General features: G+C 67.0%; 16 protein-coding genes and 1 pseudogene. 2 read left to right on the plus strand and 15 right to left on the minus strand.

Annotated features, from left to right (window positions below):
* Positions 1 to 48 precede the first annotated feature (48 nt).
* The 11 genes from ACHL_RS14205 to ACHL_RS14255 all read right to left on the minus strand — a co-directional run bounded on the left by ACHL_RS14205 (position 49) and on the right by ACHL_RS14255 (position 12,682).
* The gene (locus ACHL_RS14205) at positions 49 to 1,515 is read right to left on the minus strand and encodes an FAD-dependent oxidoreductase (protein WP_015937972.1); all 1,467 of its coding nucleotides are present in this window, start codon (positions 1,513 to 1,515) and stop codon (positions 49 to 51) included.
* An 87-nt stretch (positions 1,516 to 1,602) separates the two neighbouring features.
* Complete coding sequence (gene cobA / locus ACHL_RS14210) at positions 1,603 to 2,865, minus strand: uroporphyrinogen-III C-methyltransferase (RefSeq protein ID WP_015937973.1); 1,263 nt, start codon at positions 2,863 to 2,865, stop codon at positions 1,603 to 1,605.
* Positions 2,866 to 2,939: 74 nt separating this feature from the next.
* A complete protein-coding gene (locus ACHL_RS14215) occupies positions 2,940 to 3,440 on the minus strand; it encodes an SRPBCC family protein (protein WP_015937974.1) in 501 nt (166 codons plus the stop codon).
* 229 nt (positions 3,441 to 3,669) lie between these two features.
* Positions 3,670 to 4,632, minus strand: a complete 963-nt coding sequence (locus ACHL_RS14220; RefSeq protein WP_015937975.1) for an ABC transporter permease — start codon at positions 4,630 to 4,632, stop codon at positions 3,670 to 3,672.
* Positions 4,622 to 5,347, minus strand: coding sequence for an ABC transporter ATP-binding protein (locus ACHL_RS14225; RefSeq protein ID WP_015937976.1), 726 nt, complete (start codon positions 5,345 to 5,347; stop codon positions 4,622 to 4,624). The genes ACHL_RS14220 and ACHL_RS14225 overlap by 11 nt, the downstream gene beginning before the upstream one ends.
* A 27-nt stretch (positions 5,348 to 5,374) precedes the next feature.
* On the minus strand, positions 5,375 to 6,511 hold the full coding sequence (locus ACHL_RS14230; RefSeq protein ID WP_043794088.1) for an ABC transporter substrate-binding protein: 1,137 nt from the start codon (positions 6,509 to 6,511) through the stop codon (positions 5,375 to 5,377).
* 282 nt (positions 6,512 to 6,793) lie between these two features.
* Positions 6,794 to 8,233 (minus strand): sulfate adenylyltransferase subunit 1, encoded by a 1,440-nt coding sequence (locus ACHL_RS14235; RefSeq protein WP_015937978.1) that lies wholly within the window; start codon positions 8,231 to 8,233, stop codon positions 6,794 to 6,796.
* Positions 8,233 to 9,201 (minus strand): sulfate adenylyltransferase subunit CysD, encoded by a 969-nt coding sequence (gene cysD, locus ACHL_RS14240; protein ID WP_015937979.1) that lies wholly within the window; start codon positions 9,199 to 9,201, stop codon positions 8,233 to 8,235. Before cysD ends, ACHL_RS14235 begins: the two co-directional genes overlap by 1 nt.
* On the minus strand, positions 9,198 to 10,016 hold the full coding sequence (locus ACHL_RS14245) for a phosphoadenylyl-sulfate reductase (RefSeq protein WP_015937980.1): 819 nt from the start codon (positions 10,014 to 10,016) through the stop codon (positions 9,198 to 9,200). Before ACHL_RS14245 ends, cysD begins: the two co-directional genes overlap by 4 nt.
* Entirely contained in the window at positions 10,013 to 11,758 is a 1,746-nt protein-coding gene (locus tag ACHL_RS14250) for a nitrite/sulfite reductase (protein WP_015937981.1), read from the minus strand. The genes ACHL_RS14245 and ACHL_RS14250 overlap by 4 nt, the downstream gene beginning before the upstream one ends.
* A gap of 54 nt (positions 11,759 to 11,812) precedes the next feature.
* A complete protein-coding gene (locus tag ACHL_RS14255; RefSeq protein ID WP_015937982.1) occupies positions 11,813 to 12,682 on the minus strand; it encodes a sirohydrochlorin chelatase in 870 nt (289 codons plus the stop codon).
* 60 nt (positions 12,683 to 12,742) lie between these two features.
* Here ACHL_RS14255 and ACHL_RS14260 point away from each other — a divergent pair, with 60 nt between their 5' ends.
* A complete protein-coding gene (locus tag ACHL_RS14260; RefSeq protein WP_015937983.1) occupies positions 12,743 to 13,399 on the plus strand; it encodes a trimeric intracellular cation channel family protein in 657 nt (218 codons plus the stop codon).
* A gap of 60 nt (positions 13,400 to 13,459) precedes the next feature.
* Positions 13,460 to 13,885, plus strand: a complete 426-nt coding sequence (locus ACHL_RS14265) for a hypothetical protein (RefSeq protein ID WP_015937984.1) — start codon at positions 13,460 to 13,462, stop codon at positions 13,883 to 13,885.
* 97 nt (positions 13,886 to 13,982) lie between these two features.
* On the opposite strand, the gene ACHL_RS14270 is transcribed toward ACHL_RS14265, so the two are convergent.
* From ACHL_RS14270 to ACHL_RS14280, 4 genes and pseudogenes are all read right to left on the minus strand, one after another.
* Positions 13,983 to 14,555: an endonuclease domain-containing protein gene (locus ACHL_RS14270; RefSeq protein ID WP_244266571.1), complete on the minus strand. Its 573-nt coding sequence runs from the start codon at positions 14,553 to 14,555 to the stop codon at positions 13,983 to 13,985.
* A gap of 144 nt (positions 14,556 to 14,699) precedes the next feature.
* A pseudogene (locus ACHL_RS24935) lies at positions 14,700 to 14,834 on the minus strand (type IV toxin-antitoxin system AbiEi family antitoxin domain-containing protein); the annotation flags it as partial.
* 480 nt (positions 14,835 to 15,314) lie between these two features.
* Positions 15,315 to 16,415, minus strand: a complete 1,101-nt coding sequence (locus ACHL_RS14275) for a polyprenyl synthetase family protein (protein ID WP_015937986.1) — start codon at positions 16,413 to 16,415, stop codon at positions 15,315 to 15,317.
* Positions 16,412 to 17,743: a geranylgeranyl reductase family protein gene (locus ACHL_RS14280; RefSeq protein WP_015937987.1), complete on the minus strand. Its 1,332-nt coding sequence runs from the start codon at positions 17,741 to 17,743 to the stop codon at positions 16,412 to 16,414. Before ACHL_RS14280 ends, ACHL_RS14275 begins: the two co-directional genes overlap by 4 nt.

Raw genomic sequence — 17,743 nt, forward strand, 5'->3', positions numbered from 1 at the left:
CGGCAAAGGCCCACGGAACCGGTGGGTTCCGCGGGCCTTTGGACGGGCTTAGACCTGTGCTGCGACGCCGTCGCGGGAAATGGCAACCATGTCCTCGCGCGGCACCACCTTGATGCGCTCCCGCTTGACCTCAACACCGTGCGATCCGCCGGCCTCGGTGGCTGCGGCACCGAGGGCGAGCTCGTGGGCGTCCAGGGCCAGCCAGCCTTCCCAGCTGGTGAACTTCACGCCGCGGGCGTCCAGGAGTTCGACGACGGCGTCCTCAGCAGGTGCCGCGGCTACGGGCAGGTTTTCGCGGTCTTCGAGGAGGTAGGTCACGGTCTCCAGGGCGTCGCCCTTGGTGTGGCCGATCAGGCCCACAGGTCCGCGCTTGATCCAGCCGGTGGCGTAGATGCCCGGCACGTGGTTGCCGTCGGCATCCAGGACGCGTCCGCCGTCGTTCGTCACAACGCCCTTCTTGTGGTCGAACTCCACGTCCGGCAGCGCCGAACCGAAGTAGCCGATGGCGCGGTACACGGCCTGGACCGGGTAGTCCACGAACTCGCCGGTGCCGCGGGCGTTGCCCGTGCCGTCCAGTTCGGTGCGCTCGAACTTGATGCCGGCCACCTTGCCGGGGGCATCGGCGTCGTCGTAGATCTCCACCGGGCTGTGCAGGAAGTGCAGGTGCAGGCGGCGGGAAGCCTTGAGCTCGGAGACGTCCTCAGGCTGCTCGGCGATCCAGTTGGTGAGCGTACCCACCATGGTCTTCGTCTGGTTGTTCGTCTGGATCTGGCGGTCCGATTCCTCGTCGAACTCGAAGTCCTCCGGGTACAGGATGATGTCCACGTCCTTGGAGTGGGACAGCTCGCGGAGTTCCAGCGGGGTGAACTTCACCTGGGCGGGGCCGCGGCGGCCGAACACGTGTACGTCGGTGACCGGAGAGTTCTTCAGGCCGGCGTAAACGTTGTCCGGGATCTCGGAAACCAGCAGGTCGTCGGCGTGCTTGGACAGGACGCGGGCCACGTCCAGGGCCACGTTGCCGTTGCCGAGCACGGCGATTTCCTTGGCCTCCAGCGGCCATTCACGGGAGACATCCGGGTGGCCGTCGTACCAGGACACGAAGTCCGCGCCGCCGTAGGAGCCGTCCAGTTCGATGCCGGGGATGTTCAGGTCGGCATCCTTGATGGCGCCGGTGGCGAAGATGACGGCGTCGTAGTGGGTGCGGAGGTCCTCGATGGTGAGGTCCGTGCCGTAGTCCACGTTGCCGAAGAACCGGATGTCACCGCGGTCCAGCACCTTGTGCAGGGCGTTGACGATGCCCTTGATGCGGGGGTGGTCCGGGGCCACGCCGTAGCGGATCAGGCCGTAGGGAGCCGGGTAGCGGTCAAAAAGGTCGATGCTCACGGTCAGCTCGCCGCTCTTGACGGCCTCGCTCTTGGTGAGGATATCTGCGGCGTAGACGCCGGCCGGGCCGGAACCCACGACGGCGACGCGCAGCGGACGCTCGGCAGAGCCTACGGTGGTGCTAGATGACACGGCTGTGTTCCTTTTCTTCTGCATCGATTGCTGAGTACTTGTCGTTTAGAACGCTCATAACGACAAGTACGGAGCAATCGATGGGTTTCAGGTGGTGACGACGGTCTTGCGGGGCTGGTTGGGGCTGGTGGTGCTGTAGTCAGCGGTTTTGAAGTGCGACGGCGCGAACGGGCTCACGCGCACCACGTCACCAATGACAATCACTGCGGGATTCGCGACGCCGGCGGCTTCGGCCTGGTCCGCAATGGAACCGAGCGTTCCGATGGTGACACGCTGGTCCGGCAAGTAGCCGTTTTCCACGATACCAACAGGGGTCCCGGCGGGCAGTCCGGCTTCGCCGAGCGCTGACGCGGATTCCCGCAGCTGGCCGACTCCCATGAGCAGGACGATCGTGTGGTCTGCGCGGGCCGGGACCTCGGAGAGTTCCTCGTGGCCAGTGACCACGCTGAAGCCCTTGGCGAGGCCGCGGTGCGTGACGGGAATACCTGCGGCGGCGGGTACCGAGATGGCAGACGTGACGCCGGAAACCACCTCAACCTCGACGCCGTGCCGGCGGCAGTGTTCTGCTTCTTCGCCGCCGCGGCCCAGGACGTACGGGTCGCCGCCCTTGAGCCGGACCACCCGGTGGCCCTTCAGGGCTTCTTCGACGAGGATGCGGTTGATGTCTGCCTGCGGAACGGGGTGGTGGCCGGGGGTCTTGCCGACCTCGATGACGCGGACGTCCGGGGCGAGTTCGCTGAGAAGTCCGCGCGGTCCCAGGCGGTCCGCCACCACGACGTCGGCCTGGCCCAGGAGCCGGCGGCCGCGGACGGTGATGAGCCCGGTATCGCCGGGGCCCCCGCCCACGAGGGCAACGGAGCCGCGGTGGGCGCGGCGGCGGCGCAGCGGAAGGTCCCCGGTTTCGAGGGCGGTGGCGACGGCGTCGCGGACGGCCATGGCGCGGCGCGGGTCTCCCCCGGCGTTCACGGCGATCTTGACGTCATCAACCACGGCGACGGCGGGCGTCCAGGCGGCGGATGCTTCATGGTCGGAGGCGTTGACGCACCAGACGCGCTGCGCCTCGGCGTCGGCGGACACCTGGGCGTCCACCTCCGAAGCGCCGGTGGCCGTCTGGATGAACCAGGCGCCGTCCACGTCGCTGGAGCGGTAGGGCCGCGCTTCCCAGGTGACCAGGCCGGCGTCGGCCATCTCCTGCAGCGCGGGCGAGGCAACCGGGGCCACGACGGTGACCAGGGCACCGGCGTCGAGCAGCCCCTTGGCGCGGCGGGTGGCCACGGGTCCGCCGCCCACCACCAGCACGGGGCGGCCGAGCAGCCGCAGCGCCGTGGGGTAAATATCCTGAATTGCCATGGATCAACGGTAGGGCTGCGTCACAATGGCCCACAAAGGCTCAGCAACACCAGTTCACGTAAGGTAACGCTGCGTCACATACGGTGAGTGCCGCCGTCGGGCCTGCTGCCGTCCTGCCCCTCGCCGTCCTGCCCCTCGCGCGCGAGGAAGCGGCCGCGGTCAATGATGAGCCGCTCCAGATAGCGCCGAAGGACGAAGCGTTCGACGGCGCGGCCCAAGACTCCCAGCGGGGCACTGAACTCCACCCGGTCCGTCATGATGCTGCCGGTGGCCTTGGCTTCGAAGCCGTGGACGTGCCGGAAGGCCTTGAACGGGCCCTTCACCTGTACGTCCGTGAAGCTGTGGGGAAAGTCCAGGTGGGTGACCCGGCTGGTCATGGTGAGGGGGACGCCGAAGTGCCGTGCGCGCCAGGTAACCTCCCCGCCTTCGCCGATCAGCCCCTGGGTGACTCCGCCCACCGCCCGCTCCCCTGAGGTCCGCTGGGAATCCACGTGCAGGTCGATGCTGCGCGCCCTGTCGAACAGCTGCTCCACTGGCAGCGGGGACTCGGTGCGGCACACGAAGCTGGTGGTCATGGCGCCAGTCTGCCATTCTTCCCGCAGGCAAGTCCGGCCAGCTGCGACCCAAATGCGTCACTTTTGAGCTTCGCAGCAGAGTCCGGCCGCACGTTTCCGGGGTTGCGGGAAACGGGGCGCCGCGAAAGTCACGCAATTGGGCCAGGAGCCAGCAGAGCCCGACGGCGGGAAGTCGCCGTCGGGCCCTGAAAGTCGCACCAGGTGCGGGGCGTTTGGTGCCGGGGTGGGGTCAGCGGGTGCTGCCGGCCAGCAGGCCGCGGCGGCGCAGGAGGCGCTTCTCGATGGGCGCGAAGACCAGCAGCTCGATCAGGATGCCGACGCCCAGGATCAGCAGGATCGCGGACATCACGACCGTCATGTCGGACAGCGCACGGCCCTGGTCCAGCAGCGAGCCGAGGCCGAATCCGATGGTGCCGCCCACGGCGATGATTTCCGCGGCCATGAGGGAGCGCCAGGAGAAGGCCCAGCCCTGCTTGAGGCCGCCCAGGTAGCCGGGCAGCGCGGCCGGCAGGACCACCTGAAGGGCCATCTGAAGCCGGTTGGCGCCGAGGACGGTTCCCACCCGGCGGAACTGCGGCGGGATTTGGTCCACACCGGAGATCAGCCCGTTGATGATCGAGGGGATGGCACCCATGAACACCACGAAGTAGACGGTGGCGTCGGTGAGGCCGAACCAGATAATGGCCGCGGGAACCCAGGCCACGGAGGGCAGCACCTGCAGGCCGGAAATCAGCGGCCCGAAGGCCCGGCGCAGCGGCGCAACCTGGGCCAGCAGCAGCCCCACCGGAGTGGCAATAGCCACTGAGATCAGGAAGCCCACCAGCCCGCGCTGCAGCGAGGTCCACATGGCTTCCTGCAGCTTGCCTTCGCCCCAGAGAACGCCCATCTGGCCCACCACGTCGAGGGGGCCGGGGACCAGGTCGCGGCGCTTGACGCCCAGGGACACGTAGAACTGCCACACGAGCACCAGGACCAGCAGCGCGGCCACGGGCAGGAGGATGCGGCTCCAGTCGATGCGGTGCTTGCGCTCGGCATCCGACTGCAGTGAATCTAGCCCCGACTCAAGCTCCCGCAGGTCCTCCTTGCCGGTGGACGTCCGCGTCAAAGCGGCATGCACGTGGGCTGTGTTTTTGGTTTCGACTGGCTCAACCACCGGATCGGTCTCGGCAAGGGGTGTGGTGTTACTTGGCATGGCGGCGAATCTCCTCACGCAGCCGGGCGGTGATGACCCCGGTGAGCTGGCCGGCGAGCCCGGCGTCGGTTCGGTGTTCCTCGGTGACATCCCATTCCTGGACCACGCGGCCGGGGCGGGAGGAGAGCAGCAGGACGCGCTGTCCCAGCCGAACGGCCTCGCGGACGTTGTGGGTGACGAAGACGATGGTGCGTCCGGTTTCCTTCCAGATGCGTTCCAGTTCGTCGTGCAGCAGGTCGCGGGTAATGGCGTCCAGGGCGGCGAACGGCTCGTCCATGAGCAGCAGCTGCCGGTCCTGGGCAAGTGAACGGGCCAGCGAGACACGCTGGCGCATGCCGCCGGACAGCTCGTGCGGGCGCTTGTCCCCTGCGGCACCCAGGTGGACCAGTTCCAGGAGTTCCTGTGCCTTGGTGCGCCGGTCGGCTTTGCCCACGCCGCGCAGTTTCAGGGCCAGCTCAATGTTCTCGCGGGCCGTCAGCCAGGGGAACAGGGCGGCGTCCTGGAACATGAAGGCTGCGCCGTCGCTGGGGACTTCGAGGGCGCCCGAAGACGGCGCTTCCAGTCCGGCGATGATGTTCAGCAGGGTGGATTTGCCGCAGCCGGACGCACCGAGGAGGGCGACGAACTCGCCTCTCCCGATGTTGGCGTTGACGTCGTCCAGTACCGGGGCGCCGTCGCCGAAGCGCTTGCCCAGGTTTTCCAGTACGACTGGCATGGTGCCGTCCTTAGGTAGTGGGGTGGTTCAGTCCTGGCCGAGGCCGGCTGCTGAAATCTTGCTGGTGCCGGTGGCGGCGGCAACCTCGTTGAGGGCCCGGAGGTCGAACAACCCGTTGAGGTCGGCCTGCTTGGTGGTTCCTGCCTCAACGCCGTCCTGCAGCAGCCGGGGGTAGCTTCCGGCCAGCGGGTCCAGGGTGTAGGTGATGTTCGCCAGCGAGCGGGCCAGGACGTCGTCGGCGAGCGTGGCGCCGGCGGACTCCTGCAGGCCCGCGTTGATCACACCGGCCTTCTCGGCCTCCGGGGCTTCGTTGAGCCAGGCCACGGACCTTGCGTGGCCGGCCAGCAGTGCCTTGACGGTATCCGGGTGATCGGCGGCGTACTTCTGGTTGACGATCAGGATGGTGGTGGGGAATTCGCCGGGCTTGCCTGTGCCGGTCCCGTCCCAAAGGTCCTTCTCGTCCACCAGGACCTTGGCGCCGGCCTGGAGCACCAGGCGTGAGGCCCACGGCTCGGGCAACCAGGCGCCGTCGAGCTTTCCATCCTGGAACAGCTTGAGGGTCTGGGCGTTGTCCGTGGGGTTGATGGCGACGTCGCCGCTGCCGTCCACGTTGGTCTTGTACCCCTGGTCCGCGAGCCAGGCGCGGAGGGCCACGTCCTGGGTGCCGCCCAGTTGCGGGGAGGCGAGGGTCTTGCCCTTGAGGTCAGCGGCGGAGTTAATCCCCGGCTTGACCACCAGCTGGGCCCCGCCTGCGGCTGCGCCGGCGATGACCTTCACGGACTGGCCGGAGCTCTTGACGAAGGAGTTGATGGCCGGGTTGGGGCCGATGTAGGCAGCGTCGATGGCCCCGGCGTTGAGTGCCTCGATGGCGGCGGGGCCGGCGTTGAAGGATTCGGTGCTGAGCTGCGTGCTGCCCAGGGCTTCTGCGAGGAAACCCTTTTTGATGCCCACCAGTGCGGGAGCGTGCGTCACGTTGCCGAAGTAGCCGAGCTTCAGTGCGGCCGCCGGAGTTGGTTCGGCGGCCTGGGCCTCGGTGTTGCGGGAAATGTTGGAAGCAACAATGGCCCCGACGGCGATCAGCAGGACCAGCCCGATGGCCAGGGCGGCCTCGATGGCACGCTTGCGCTTGGGAACCGCGCTTTCGCCTGCCACGATGCGGGTCATCCCGGGCTTGGAACTAGTCATTGTTTCACCATAGGGAGTGGCCGAAAGCCGTTCAATGAAGCCTCAACGGAGGGTCACGCGGGTTCATGCAGCGTCATATTCGGCCGCACAGTCACCGGGTTTTGGCGCGTCAGCGGCCCTTAACGTTGACCACCGGCGCAGCTTGTGCCGTGCCGGGCCTATGCCTGCAGATGCGGTCTGGAAACGCGAAATCGCTGGAACGCTGCGGGGACGCCGTAAAGGTACGGCGGTTTCGCAGCGTTCCAGCGATTTCGGTGACAGCTAGATGCTGTAGCGCTCATCCTCGTGGTCGCCGGGGTGGTCCTTGACCAGGCCGGCGGCCAGCGTGTTGCCGTCCAGCGGGTCGATCACCAGGAACGCGCCGGTGCGGCGGTGGTGCAGGTAGTTTTCCAGCGGCAGCGGGGCCGCGAGCCGGAGCTGCGCGTGGCCGATGTCGTTGAGTTCCAGGCTCGAAGCGCCCTCGAGCTTGAAGGAGGCCAGGTCCAGCTTGCCGGAGACGCTCCGGACCAGCGCCTGGACGGTGCGGGTGCCGTGCTTGACCAGGACCTTCTGGCCTTCGCGGAGCGGCTTCGGGGACAGCCAGCACAGTGCAGCATAGAGGTCCGCGGAGGCTTCACGGACGGTGCCGGCAGCGGCGATGGTGTCACCGCGGGCCACGTCGAACTCGTCAGCCAAGCGGACGGCCACGGACTGCGGCGCAGCAGCTTCCTCCAGGGACTTTCCGGCGAAGTCGATGCCCACCACGGTGGTGGTGCGCGGGGCCTGGCCCGGCGTCAGCACGGATACCTGGTCCCCCACCTTCACAGAGCCTTCGGTGATCTGGCCGGCGTACGCACGGTAGTCGCGGTAGGCCTCCACGTCCAGGCCGGCTGCCACGGCGTCTGGAGCCAGCGCACCCTGCGGCCGGACCACCAGCTGCACCGGGAAGCGGAAGCTTTCCAGGTGGCTTTCCAGCTCGTCAGCGGCAGGCAGGGTCTCCAGGACCTCCAGCAGCGCCGGGCCCGTGTACCAGGGGGTGCGCTCCGAGCGCTCCACCACGTTGTCGCCGTCGAGCGCGGACACCGGGACCACCAGCAGATCGCTGATTCCATCGGAACCGAGGCCCAGCTCACGGCCCACCTGCTGCACATCGGCTTCGATGTCGCGGAACACGGACTCGCTGAAGTCCACCAGGTCGATCTTGTTCACGGCCACGATCACGTGCGCCACGCGCAGCAGCTGCAGCACGGACAGGTGCCGGCGGGTCTGCTCCAGCACGCCCTTGCGGGCGTCGATGAGTACGACGACGGCGTCCGCGGTGGACGCGCCGGTCACCGTGTTCTTGGTGTACTGAACGTGCCCGGGGCAGTCCGCCAGGATGAAGCTGCGGCGGTCAGTGGCGAAGTAGCGGTAGGCCACATCGATGGTGATGCCCTGTTCGCGCTCGGCACGCAGGCCGTCGGTCAGCAGGGCGAGGTCGATTCCGCCCTTTTCGCCGCCGAAGCCGCGGTCCGCGGACGTGCGGGCCACTGCGTCGAGCGTGTCAGCGAGGATGGCCTTGGAATCGTGAAGGAGGCGGCCCACCAGGGTGGACTTGCCGTCGTCGACCGATCCCGCGGTGGCGAAGCGGAAGAGCGTGGTGGGAAGGTTCTCGTTGATCGAGCTTGCCGAAATCAGGGTTTCGTCTGCCTCGGTGATTGAGCTTGTCGAAATCGTGCTCATTAGAAGTACCCGTCCTTCTTGCGGTCTTCCATGGCAGCCTCGGAGATGCGGTCATCTGCGCGGGTGGCGCCACGTTCGGTCAGGGTGGATGCCGCAACTTCAACCACGACGTCGGACACGGTGAAGGCGTTGGACTCAACGGCGCCGGTGCAGGACATATCGCCCACGGTCCGGTAGCGGACAGTCTTGGTGATGACGTCCTCGCCCTCGCGCGGCTGGGAGACTTCACCCACTGCGCGCCACATGCCGTCGCGGGCAAAGACCGCGCGCTCGTGGGCGTAGTACAGGCCGGGGAGCTCGATGTTCTCGCGCTCGATGTAGCGCCAGATGTCCAGCTCGGTCCAGTTGCTGATGGGGAACGCACGGACGTGCTGGCCCACCGTGTGCCGGCCGTTGTACAGGTTCCACAGCTCGGGGCGCTGGTTGCGCGGGTCCCACTGGCCGAACTCGTCGCGCAGGCTCAGGATGCGTTCCTTGGCGCGGGCCTTGTCCTCGTCGCGGCGGCCGCCGCCGAACACGGCGTCGAACTTGTTCTGCTGGATGGCGTCCAGCAGCGGAACGGTCTGCAGGGGGTTGCGGGTGCCGTCGGCACGCTCGGCAAGCTCGCCGCGGTCGATGAACTCCTGCACGGAGCCGACAACGAGCTTCAGGCCCAGGCGCTCCACGGTGCGGTCGCGGAAGTCGATGACCTCGGGGAAGTTGTGGCCGGTGTCCACGTGCAACACCGGGAACGGGACCTTGCCGGGCCAGAAGGCCTTGGTGGCCAGGTGCAGCATCACCACGGAGTCCTTGCCGCCGGAGAACAGCAGGGCGGGCTTCTCGAACTCGGCAACAACCTCGCGGATGATGTGGATGGCCTCGGACTCGAGGGTGTCCAGGCTGGAGAGTCGCGTTGGGATTTCGACAGGCTCAATCACCGGAGCGCTGGTTGAGCCTGTAGAAACCAAAGTGTCATGTGATGTGCTCATACGTGTAGTCCGCATTCTGTCTTGTCGGAGTTCGCCCAGCGGCCGGCGCGGGGATCCTCGCCGGGCGCCACCTTGCGGGTGCAGGGCTGGCAGCCGATGGAGGGGTATCCCTGGGCGAGCAGCGGGTTGACGGGCAGGAGGTTGTCTTCGGAGTATTCGACCAGCTGGTCGAAGGTCCAGGCAGCCATCGGGTTGACCTTGACCAGGCCGTTCTTGTCATCCCAAGTGACCAGCGGCGTGTTGGTGCGGGTGGGGGCCTCATCGCGGCGGACACCGGTGAACCAGAGTTCATAGCCGGCCAGGGTGCGCTGCAGCGGCGCTACCTTGCGGAGGGCAGAGCACTGGGCGGCGTCACGGGCGAAAAGGTCCTTGCCCAGCAGGCGGTCCTGCTGCTCCACGGTGGTTTCCGGGAGGACGTCCACCACGTTGACGCGGAGGTTTGCCGCCACCTCGTCACGCGTGGCGTAGGTTTCCGGGAAGTGGTAGCCGGTCTCCAGGAACAGGACGTCGACGCCGGGCATCTGGTCCGCGACCAGCGCAGGCAGGACGGCGTCAGCCATGGAGCAGGCCACGGAGACGGCGGGCAGGTCGAAGTTCCGCTCCACCCAGGCGATGACGTCGCGGGCGGGGGCGTCCCAGCCGAGCTCGGCGGCGCCGGATTCGGCCAGGGCCTTCAGTTCTTCCTTGGAGCGCTTGGTGGTTGCGCTGGTGGCCACGGGAGTTTCTGCGGCCTTGGTTTCGACAAGCTCAACCACCGCTGCTTCCGCTTCGGCCGGGGCAACCACGGGGTCGACTCCGAGTGCGTGCTTGCTCACTGCAGTGCCTCCTCTTCTGCTGCGTGGGCCCACTCAGCGAAGGTCTGGCCTTCGGCACGCTGGGCCACGAACGTGCGGACCACGCGTTCCACGTAGTCGGGCAGGTCGTCAACGTACACCTTGAGCCCGCGGACCGTACGGCCCAGGCCGGCCTCGCCGCGTTCGTTGGATGCCAGCCCGCCGCCCAGGTGGACCTGGAATCCCGGGGAGGGATCGCCGTCGGGCGTGGGAAGCATCATGCCCTTCAGGCCGATGTCCGCGGTCTGGATGCGGGCGCAGGAGTTGGGGCAGCCGTTGATGTGCAGCGACAGTGCCTGCGGCAGCTCGCCAGAGGTGGCAAGGTCCGCCAGGCGGCGTTCCAGCTCGGCCACGGCGGTGGCGGCCGTGTGCTTGGTCTCCACGATGGCCAGCTTGCAGTACTCGATGCCGGTGCAGGCGATGGTGCCGCGGCGGAACACGGACGGGCGGGCGGACAGGCCCAGTTCGTCCAGTTCAGCCACCAGCGGCTCCACCTGGTCCTTTTCGACGTCCAGGACAACAAGTTTCTGGTGCGGGGTGGTGCGCAGGCGGTAGGAGCCGCGGGCCTCGAGGGTGTCGGCGAGCTTGACCAGCGCGGCGCCGGACAGCCGGCCGGCCAGCGGGGTGGCGCCGATGAAGAACTTGCCGTCCTTCTGCTCATGCACGCCGATGTGGTCGCCGGGGGTGGTGGGCTTGGGCGCGGCAGGACCGTCGGCCAGTTTGTAGCCCAGGTATTCGTCCTCCAGGACCTGGCGGAACTTCTCCGGGCCCCAGTCGGCCATGAGGAACTTCAGGCGTGCCTTGGTGCGCATGCGCCGGTAACCGTAGTCGCGGAAGATGCTGGTGACGCCGAGCCACACGTCGGCGGCCTGGTCAGGCTTGACGAAGGCGCCGAGCCGCTTGCCCAGCATCGGGTTGGTGGACAGCGCGCCGCCGGCCCACAGGTCGTAGCCGATGCCCAGTTCGGGGTGTTCCACGCCCACCAGTGCAAAGTCGTTGATCTCGTGGACAACGTCCTGGCTGGGGTGGCCGGTGATGGCGGTCTTGTACTTGCGGGGCAGGTTGGACAGCAGCGGGTTGCCGATGAACCGCTCCCCCAGCTCGGCGATCAGCGGGGTGGGATCGATGATCTCGTCCTTGGCGATGCCGGCAACAGGCGAGCCCAGGATGACGCGGGGCACGTCGCCGCAGGCCTCGGTGGTGGACAGGCCAACACCTTCAAGGCGGTTCCAGATCTCGGGGATGTCCTCTACCCGGATCCAGTGCAGCTGGATGTTCTGGCGGTCGGTGAGGTCGGCGGAATCCCGGGCGAAGTCAACGGAGATATGGCCGATGACGCGCAGCTGCTCGGTGGTGAGCGCGCCGCCGTCGATCCTTACGCGCAGCATGAAGTACTTGTCTTCGAGCTCGTGCGGCTCAAGGGTTGCGGTCTTGCCGCCGTCGATCCCGGGCTTGCGCTGGGTGTACAGGCCCCACCAGCGGAACCGGCCGTGCAGGTCCTGGCCGGGGATCGCGTCGAAGCCCTCTTTGGCGTAAATGGTCTCGATACGCTCGCGCACGTTGAGGCCGTCGTCTTCCTGTTTCCAGGTTTCGTTGGCGTTCAGGGGCGTCTTGCCGTCCACCTTCCACTGCCCGTGCGGCTTTGCAGCGGGGCGGGACGGGCGGGCGGGTCGCTTGGAGGCAGCGGAATCCGCGGACGCCCCGGCTAGAGCTGTATCAGTCATGCAACGACTGTAGGTCCCGCTCGAATAGCGTCACAAAGGACCGGAAATGCGAAGTCACCTAGGGAAATATTTCGTCACGAAACGCCGGACAGCCTTGAAGAAGCCACCCTGCTGTGCATTTGTGGCCGGTTCCGCGGGGGCCTCTTGAGGGGCCCGGACGGATGCTTCAGCTGTCGCGTGGACGGCGGCTTCGCTGGCTTTTGCGACGGCGGCGTCATACCTGTCCAGGGCGATCTCGGCGAGGACCCGGGACGGCAGCAGCGGTTCTGTCACGACGTCGGCCCCGGCCTTGGCCAGCTGGTCGTGGAAGAAGCCCGGCGCCAGGAGGTAGGAGGCAATTACCACTCGGCCGCCGACGTCGACCGCTCCCGCGGACTCCCCCGCGCCGGCACCTCCGGCGAGCTCCTCGCGAAGCATCGTGACGGCGTCGGGCACGGACGGCTGGGCGGAGGCACCGTAGGCGGCCACCATCCGGTTGGACCGCAGCTCCCGCAGCTGGCCGAGGAGTTCCTCGACGCTGACGGCGGCATTGGGGTTGGAGGACCCGGCGGCCGCCAGGACAATGACGTCGTTGTCCGTGGCTCCGGCCTCGCGAAGCCTTTGGTCCAGGAGCCCGGCCAGCCGCGGGTCCGGGCCCAGGGGCGCGGCCGCCGCACTTCCCGGTCGGCTCTTCACTGCCCGCGCGATGTCCACCTTCACGTGGTAGCCCACGCTGAGCAGGAGTGGCACCACCACTGCCGGTTCCCCCTCCGGAAGGCCTGCCACCACGTCCACCAGGTCCGGCTGCTGCACGTCGACATAGGCTTCGCGGACATCGAGTCCCGGCCGGAGCTCAGCGATGGCGGCGCGCAGGGCGTTGACCTCTGCCGCTCCCTGGCTGCTGGATGTCCCGTGGGCACAGGCGATCATGATGGGGCTGTTCATAGGGGCTAGCGTAACGTTGGAGCCGCCCCGTCCGCCCCTCTTGAAATACCTGGACCTTTGATGACTTTCGCCTTTGACAACGCCCCGGTATGGCTGGATCTGCTCGGTGTCTTCTTCTTTGCCGTGTCGGGCTCACTGCTGGCCGCGCGGAAGCATATCGACATTGTGGGTTCACTGCTTTTGGCCTCGCTGGTGGGGCTTGGCGGGGGCGTGATCCGGGACATCATCCTCAACAGCGGCCCGCCGGCGGCGTTCACCACGCCCGCGTACCTGGTGCCGCCGGTGCTGGCCACGGCACTCGTGTACTTCCTGTTCCCCTACGTCCAGCGCTACACCTCCATGCTCACGCTGTTCGACGCCGGCGGGTTGGCCCTGTTCTGCATGACCGGCACCGTCAAGGCGCTGGCCGCCGGCATGAACCCCGTGGCGTCCGTGCTCCTGGGTGTCACAACGGCGGTGGGCGGCGGCCTGCTCCGCGACGTGACAGCCAACGAGGTACCCGAACTCTTCAACGCGAAATCCATTTATGCGGTGCCGGCCTTCGTAGGGGCCGTGATGACCACCGTGTTGTGGATGACGGGAGTCTTCAACGTCCTCACCGGCGCCGCTGTGGCCGCCGTCGTGTTCACCTTCCGCGTACTGGCCTGGCGCCGGTCCTGGCAGGCTCCCCTGGCCGTCCACGGGTTGAACCGGCGGGGCAAGGACAGCAGCCTTTGACGCCGGCGAAGGCGCTTACGGTGGCATTTGGCAAGGCCTGCAGTTGGCTAGGATATGAGCATGACTGACATGTTCCTCGAGAAGTTCCGCGCGCTTGTTCCAAAGTATCTCGAGGACGAATGGCAGGAAGAGGACGGCCTCTCCGCCGAGGAACTGGACAAGGCCCTCGCCGACCACCAGTTCCAGATCCCGCTGGTCCTCCGCGAGTTCTACCTCGCCGTGGGTGGCTGCGAGGACCTGATGGAGGCCTACCACTACTTCTGGGACCCGGACGAGCTCGAAGTCGACGACGAAGGCTTCCTGATGTTCCTCGAGGACGAGGAAGAGGAATACACCTGGGGTTTCCGCACCGGCGACCTCAGCGTCCCTGACCCCATCGTGTACCGCCGCAACAACGCCCGCGGACAGTGGAAGTCCGAGGAAGGAACCTTCTCCGAGTTCGTCTTCGACATGTTCGAGTGGGCCTTCGGGGACGAGGAAGACTAACCCTCCCCCGGATAGACGCAAATGCGTCACTTATGGACCAGACCTTGAGGAGTGCCCCTGCGTTTGCAGGGGCACTCGCCGGTTAACAGCGCATAAATCACGCAAACAGGTTGCCGGCCCCGCTGTTCCCTGGTCTCCGCCATACCCGCAGCACCGCCTGGACCTCCGCGACCATGGCCTCGGGCCGGTGGATGACGTCCTCATAGTAGTAGCGCAGTACAAGGTAGCCCCCGATAATGCTCCGGTTGTTGCGCCGCTGGTCCCGCTTGATGGATTTGGGCTCGAAGTGGGTTGAGCCATCCGTCTCCACCACCAAGCACTCCTCGACCAGGAAGTCCACTTCTCCAACTCCGGGAATGAAGACGTGCCGCCGAACCCGTAATCCGGCCCGAGCGAAATGGACATTCGCGAGTACTTCCAGCAAGGAGTCCGCGCGGGGAATCGCCAGGTCCAGGACCGACCTGGCACGCCCGTTGCGGCGTCCCTGGCAGCGGCCGTATAGAAAATCGAGAGCGACATCTCCAGCGCCGACAGCCGACTGCACCATCACGAGCGCTTCCAGCTCCGGCAGGCAATGCAGCGCATGCAGAAGCACGTCCGCGAGCCCCAGCACAGGCAGCCACTGATGCCTCGGATGTTTTGGCCGCCCGTGGTCGACGACTCCGGGCATACGGGTGGGGTGGCTCCGGCTTAAATGCAGGCCTGATGGCTCGTTGAGAGTCCACAGCCGGTAGACCGGAGCAGCGGACAAACACGTGAGCCGCCCGCCCGCAGCCAAGACTCCAGCAACGAGTGTTTCGCCGGGCAGGGCGTAGACTCCCCGCCTGACTCTCACCAACAGGCCCAGAGCCACCGCGCGGGCCACCCGGGTACGTGTAAACCCAGCCTTCTGCAGTTCCCCCGACCGGGCCGCTCCCCCGCGCCTGGCGAGGTAATCACAGATGTCCATCACTCATCGTGTCTACGCCAGGCCCGCCACGACGCGGAGGAATCTTTCCATGTGGATAACGCCCCCAAAAGAAGTGACGCAATTGCGTGACTTTTGGACTGCACAGACACGCGTTCCCGCGCACTTACAGGGCTCGGCGCTCCCCGGCTGGCTATAAGTAGCGCAATTGCGCAGGGAGCCTCCAGTACGCCCGGCAAGAGGGGCTGAAAAGCTTATGACACTCTCAGTAAATTAAGAGTTGCATTCTGTGACAGATGTGTCATAAGCTGTTCACGGATCCGCTAAACGCCTCCGGCGGATCTGATGCGAACGGAGAGATAGCCCCGGTTCACAGCAGCTTCGGTTGCTGGGCACCGGGGCTATCCCGTTAACAGCAATCTGCAGCCTGGCCAGTAGGGACCGTCGCTGAGCCCAACAGAAGCTCAGCAAACGCAGAAGCCCGGCACCATGGGAAGGCACCGGGCTTCGACGCTCAGGAGGTCAGCTGGCGCGGTCCACCACGGCAACGGCGAAGTTGGACAGTGAATCCTTGACCACGCCCTCGGGCAGCGGAGCCAGCGCGGCGATCGCCTCATCGGCCCAGCGGCGGGCAACAACCCAGGATTCGGCGGTGACGGGGTGCTCGCGCAGCCCCGCGACCGCAGCGGCCAGCGCCTCATCCGAGGAGAGGTCCCCGTCAATGAGCTTCAAGAGTTCGACGGCGGACTGGTCGCCGGCCGCGGCATCGCGCCGGAGAAACAGGACCGGCAGCGTGGGGACGCCTTCGCGCAGGTCGGTTCCCGGGGACTTCCCGGACTTCACCTTCACGCCGGTGACATCGATGACGTCGTCGGCGAGTTGGAAGGCCACGCCCACCTTCTCGCCGTACTCCACCAGGACGTCCTCGTAGGCCTCATCGGCGCCGGAGAAGATGGCACCGAACTGGCCGGAGGCAGCCACCAGGGAGCCGGTCTTGTCCGCGATGACGGACAGGTAGTGCTCAATGGGGTCTTCATCCGGCCGCGGTCCCACCGTTTCGTGCAGTTGGCCCAGGCACAGCCGTTCGAACGTCCGGGCCTGGATGCCCAGTGCGCGGCCGCCCAGTTCGGACACCAGGATGGAGGCGCGGGCGAAGATCAGGTCACCGGTCAGGACGGCGACGGAGTTGCCCCACACCTCGTGGGCCGTGGGGGCGCCACGGCGGAAGGGCGCGGAGTCCATGACGTCGTCGTGGTAGAGCGTGGCAAGGTGCGTCAGCTCAACCACGACGGCGGCCTGCACCACGGCGGGCAACGATGCGTCCCCGAGGTGGGCGCAGAGCAAAGTCAGCAGCGGCCGGATGCGCTTACCGCCGGCTTCCACCAGGTGGCGCGACGTCGCGTCAGCCAGCGGATCCGAGTTGGCGATGGCCTCGCGCAGTTTCTTTTCCACGCGCGCCAGGTTGTTGGTGATGGCCGGGCCCAGCTCGGGGTCCCCGGCGATGGCGGCGAAGCCCGCCGGCAGCTGGAGGCCGGTGGCAATGGCGGTGGTGTTGAGACTGGGTTCGGAGTCCGGCAGGCCGTGCCCGGCGTGCGTCCAGCTGTGGTCTGCGGAGTTGGTCACGGGTTAACCCTAACTTTTTGTTGCGGATACCGCTGATTCGTCGCCGAAGAGGCATTGGATGTGGCCGGAACCAGTGATTCCAGGACCCGGATAACCCGGTCCTCGAAGCCCTTGGCGGACGGATCGGTCAGGTTGGCCAGCAGCCGGACCACGAACCGCATCAGCACCGGAATAGGCATGCCCGTCCGCAGCGCGAGCTTCATGACGGCGGGCTTCCCGATCAGCGCGGCAAAGGCCCGGCCGAGGGTGAAGTGCGAACCCCACTGGTCCCGCACATAGTCCGCATACCGGGAAAGGTGCGCATCGGCGTCGTACGTGGCGCCCGAAGAAACCGAGCGCGAGGAGGCGTCGATGATGAACTCCGCGGCGAACCGCGCGGACTCCATGGCGTAGGAGATGCCCTCGCCGTTGAATGGCGAAACCATCCCGCCGGCGTCGCCCAGCAGGAGTAGCCCGGGTGAGTAGTGCGGGGTGCGGTTGAAGCCCATCGGGAGCGCTGCGCCGCGGATTTCACCCACCTGGTTTTCCGGCGTGAAGCCCCATTCGGAGGGCATGCCGGCGGTCCATTCCCGGAGGACCTGCTTGTAGTCGAGCTTGCCGAAGTCCTTGGAAGAGTTCAGGATGCCCAGGCCCACGTTGGAGGTGCCGTCGCCCACGCCGAACACCCAGCCGTAGCCGGGGAGCAGCTTGCCGTCGCGGCCGGGGAGCTCCAGCCAGCCTTCCATCCAGTCATCGTCCGTGCGGGGAGAGGTGAAGTAGGTCCTGACGGCCACGCCCAGCGGGCGGTCGTCACGCTTTTGGATCCCAAGGGACACGGCGGTGCGCGTGGAGTTTCCGTCCGCAGCAAGCACGACGTCGGCGCTGAACTCGCGCGTCTCCCCCGTCTTGCGTCCGGACTCGTCCAGGAGCGCTGCGCGGACACCGGTCACGCGGCCGGCGTCGTCCCTCAGTGCCTCGGTGACGCTGTGCCGTTCAAGGATGGTGGCACCGGCGGACTCGGCATGCCGTGCCAGTTCCTCATCGAAGCCCAGGCGGGTACGGATGAGCCCGTACTGCGGGAAGTCGGACACCTCGGGCCAGGGAAGTTCGATGGTCCGGCCGCCTGCGATCAGCCGCAGCCCCTTGTTCCGGCGCCAGCCTTCGCCCTCAGGATGCGGCAGGCCGAGCTTCTGGATTTCGCGGACCGCCCGGGGGGTCAGCCCGTCGCCGCAGACCTTCTCGCGCGGAAAGCTGGTCTTCTCCAGCACAGTGACGGTGAGGCCGGCTTTGGCCAGGTAATACGCGGCGGTGGATCCGGCCGGACCCGCGCCGACAATCAGTACCTCCAC

The sequence above is a fragment of the Pseudarthrobacter chlorophenolicus A6 genome (assembly GCF_000022025.1).
Taxonomy (GTDB): Bacteria; Actinomycetota; Actinomycetes; order Actinomycetales; family Micrococcaceae; genus Arthrobacter; species Arthrobacter chlorophenolicus.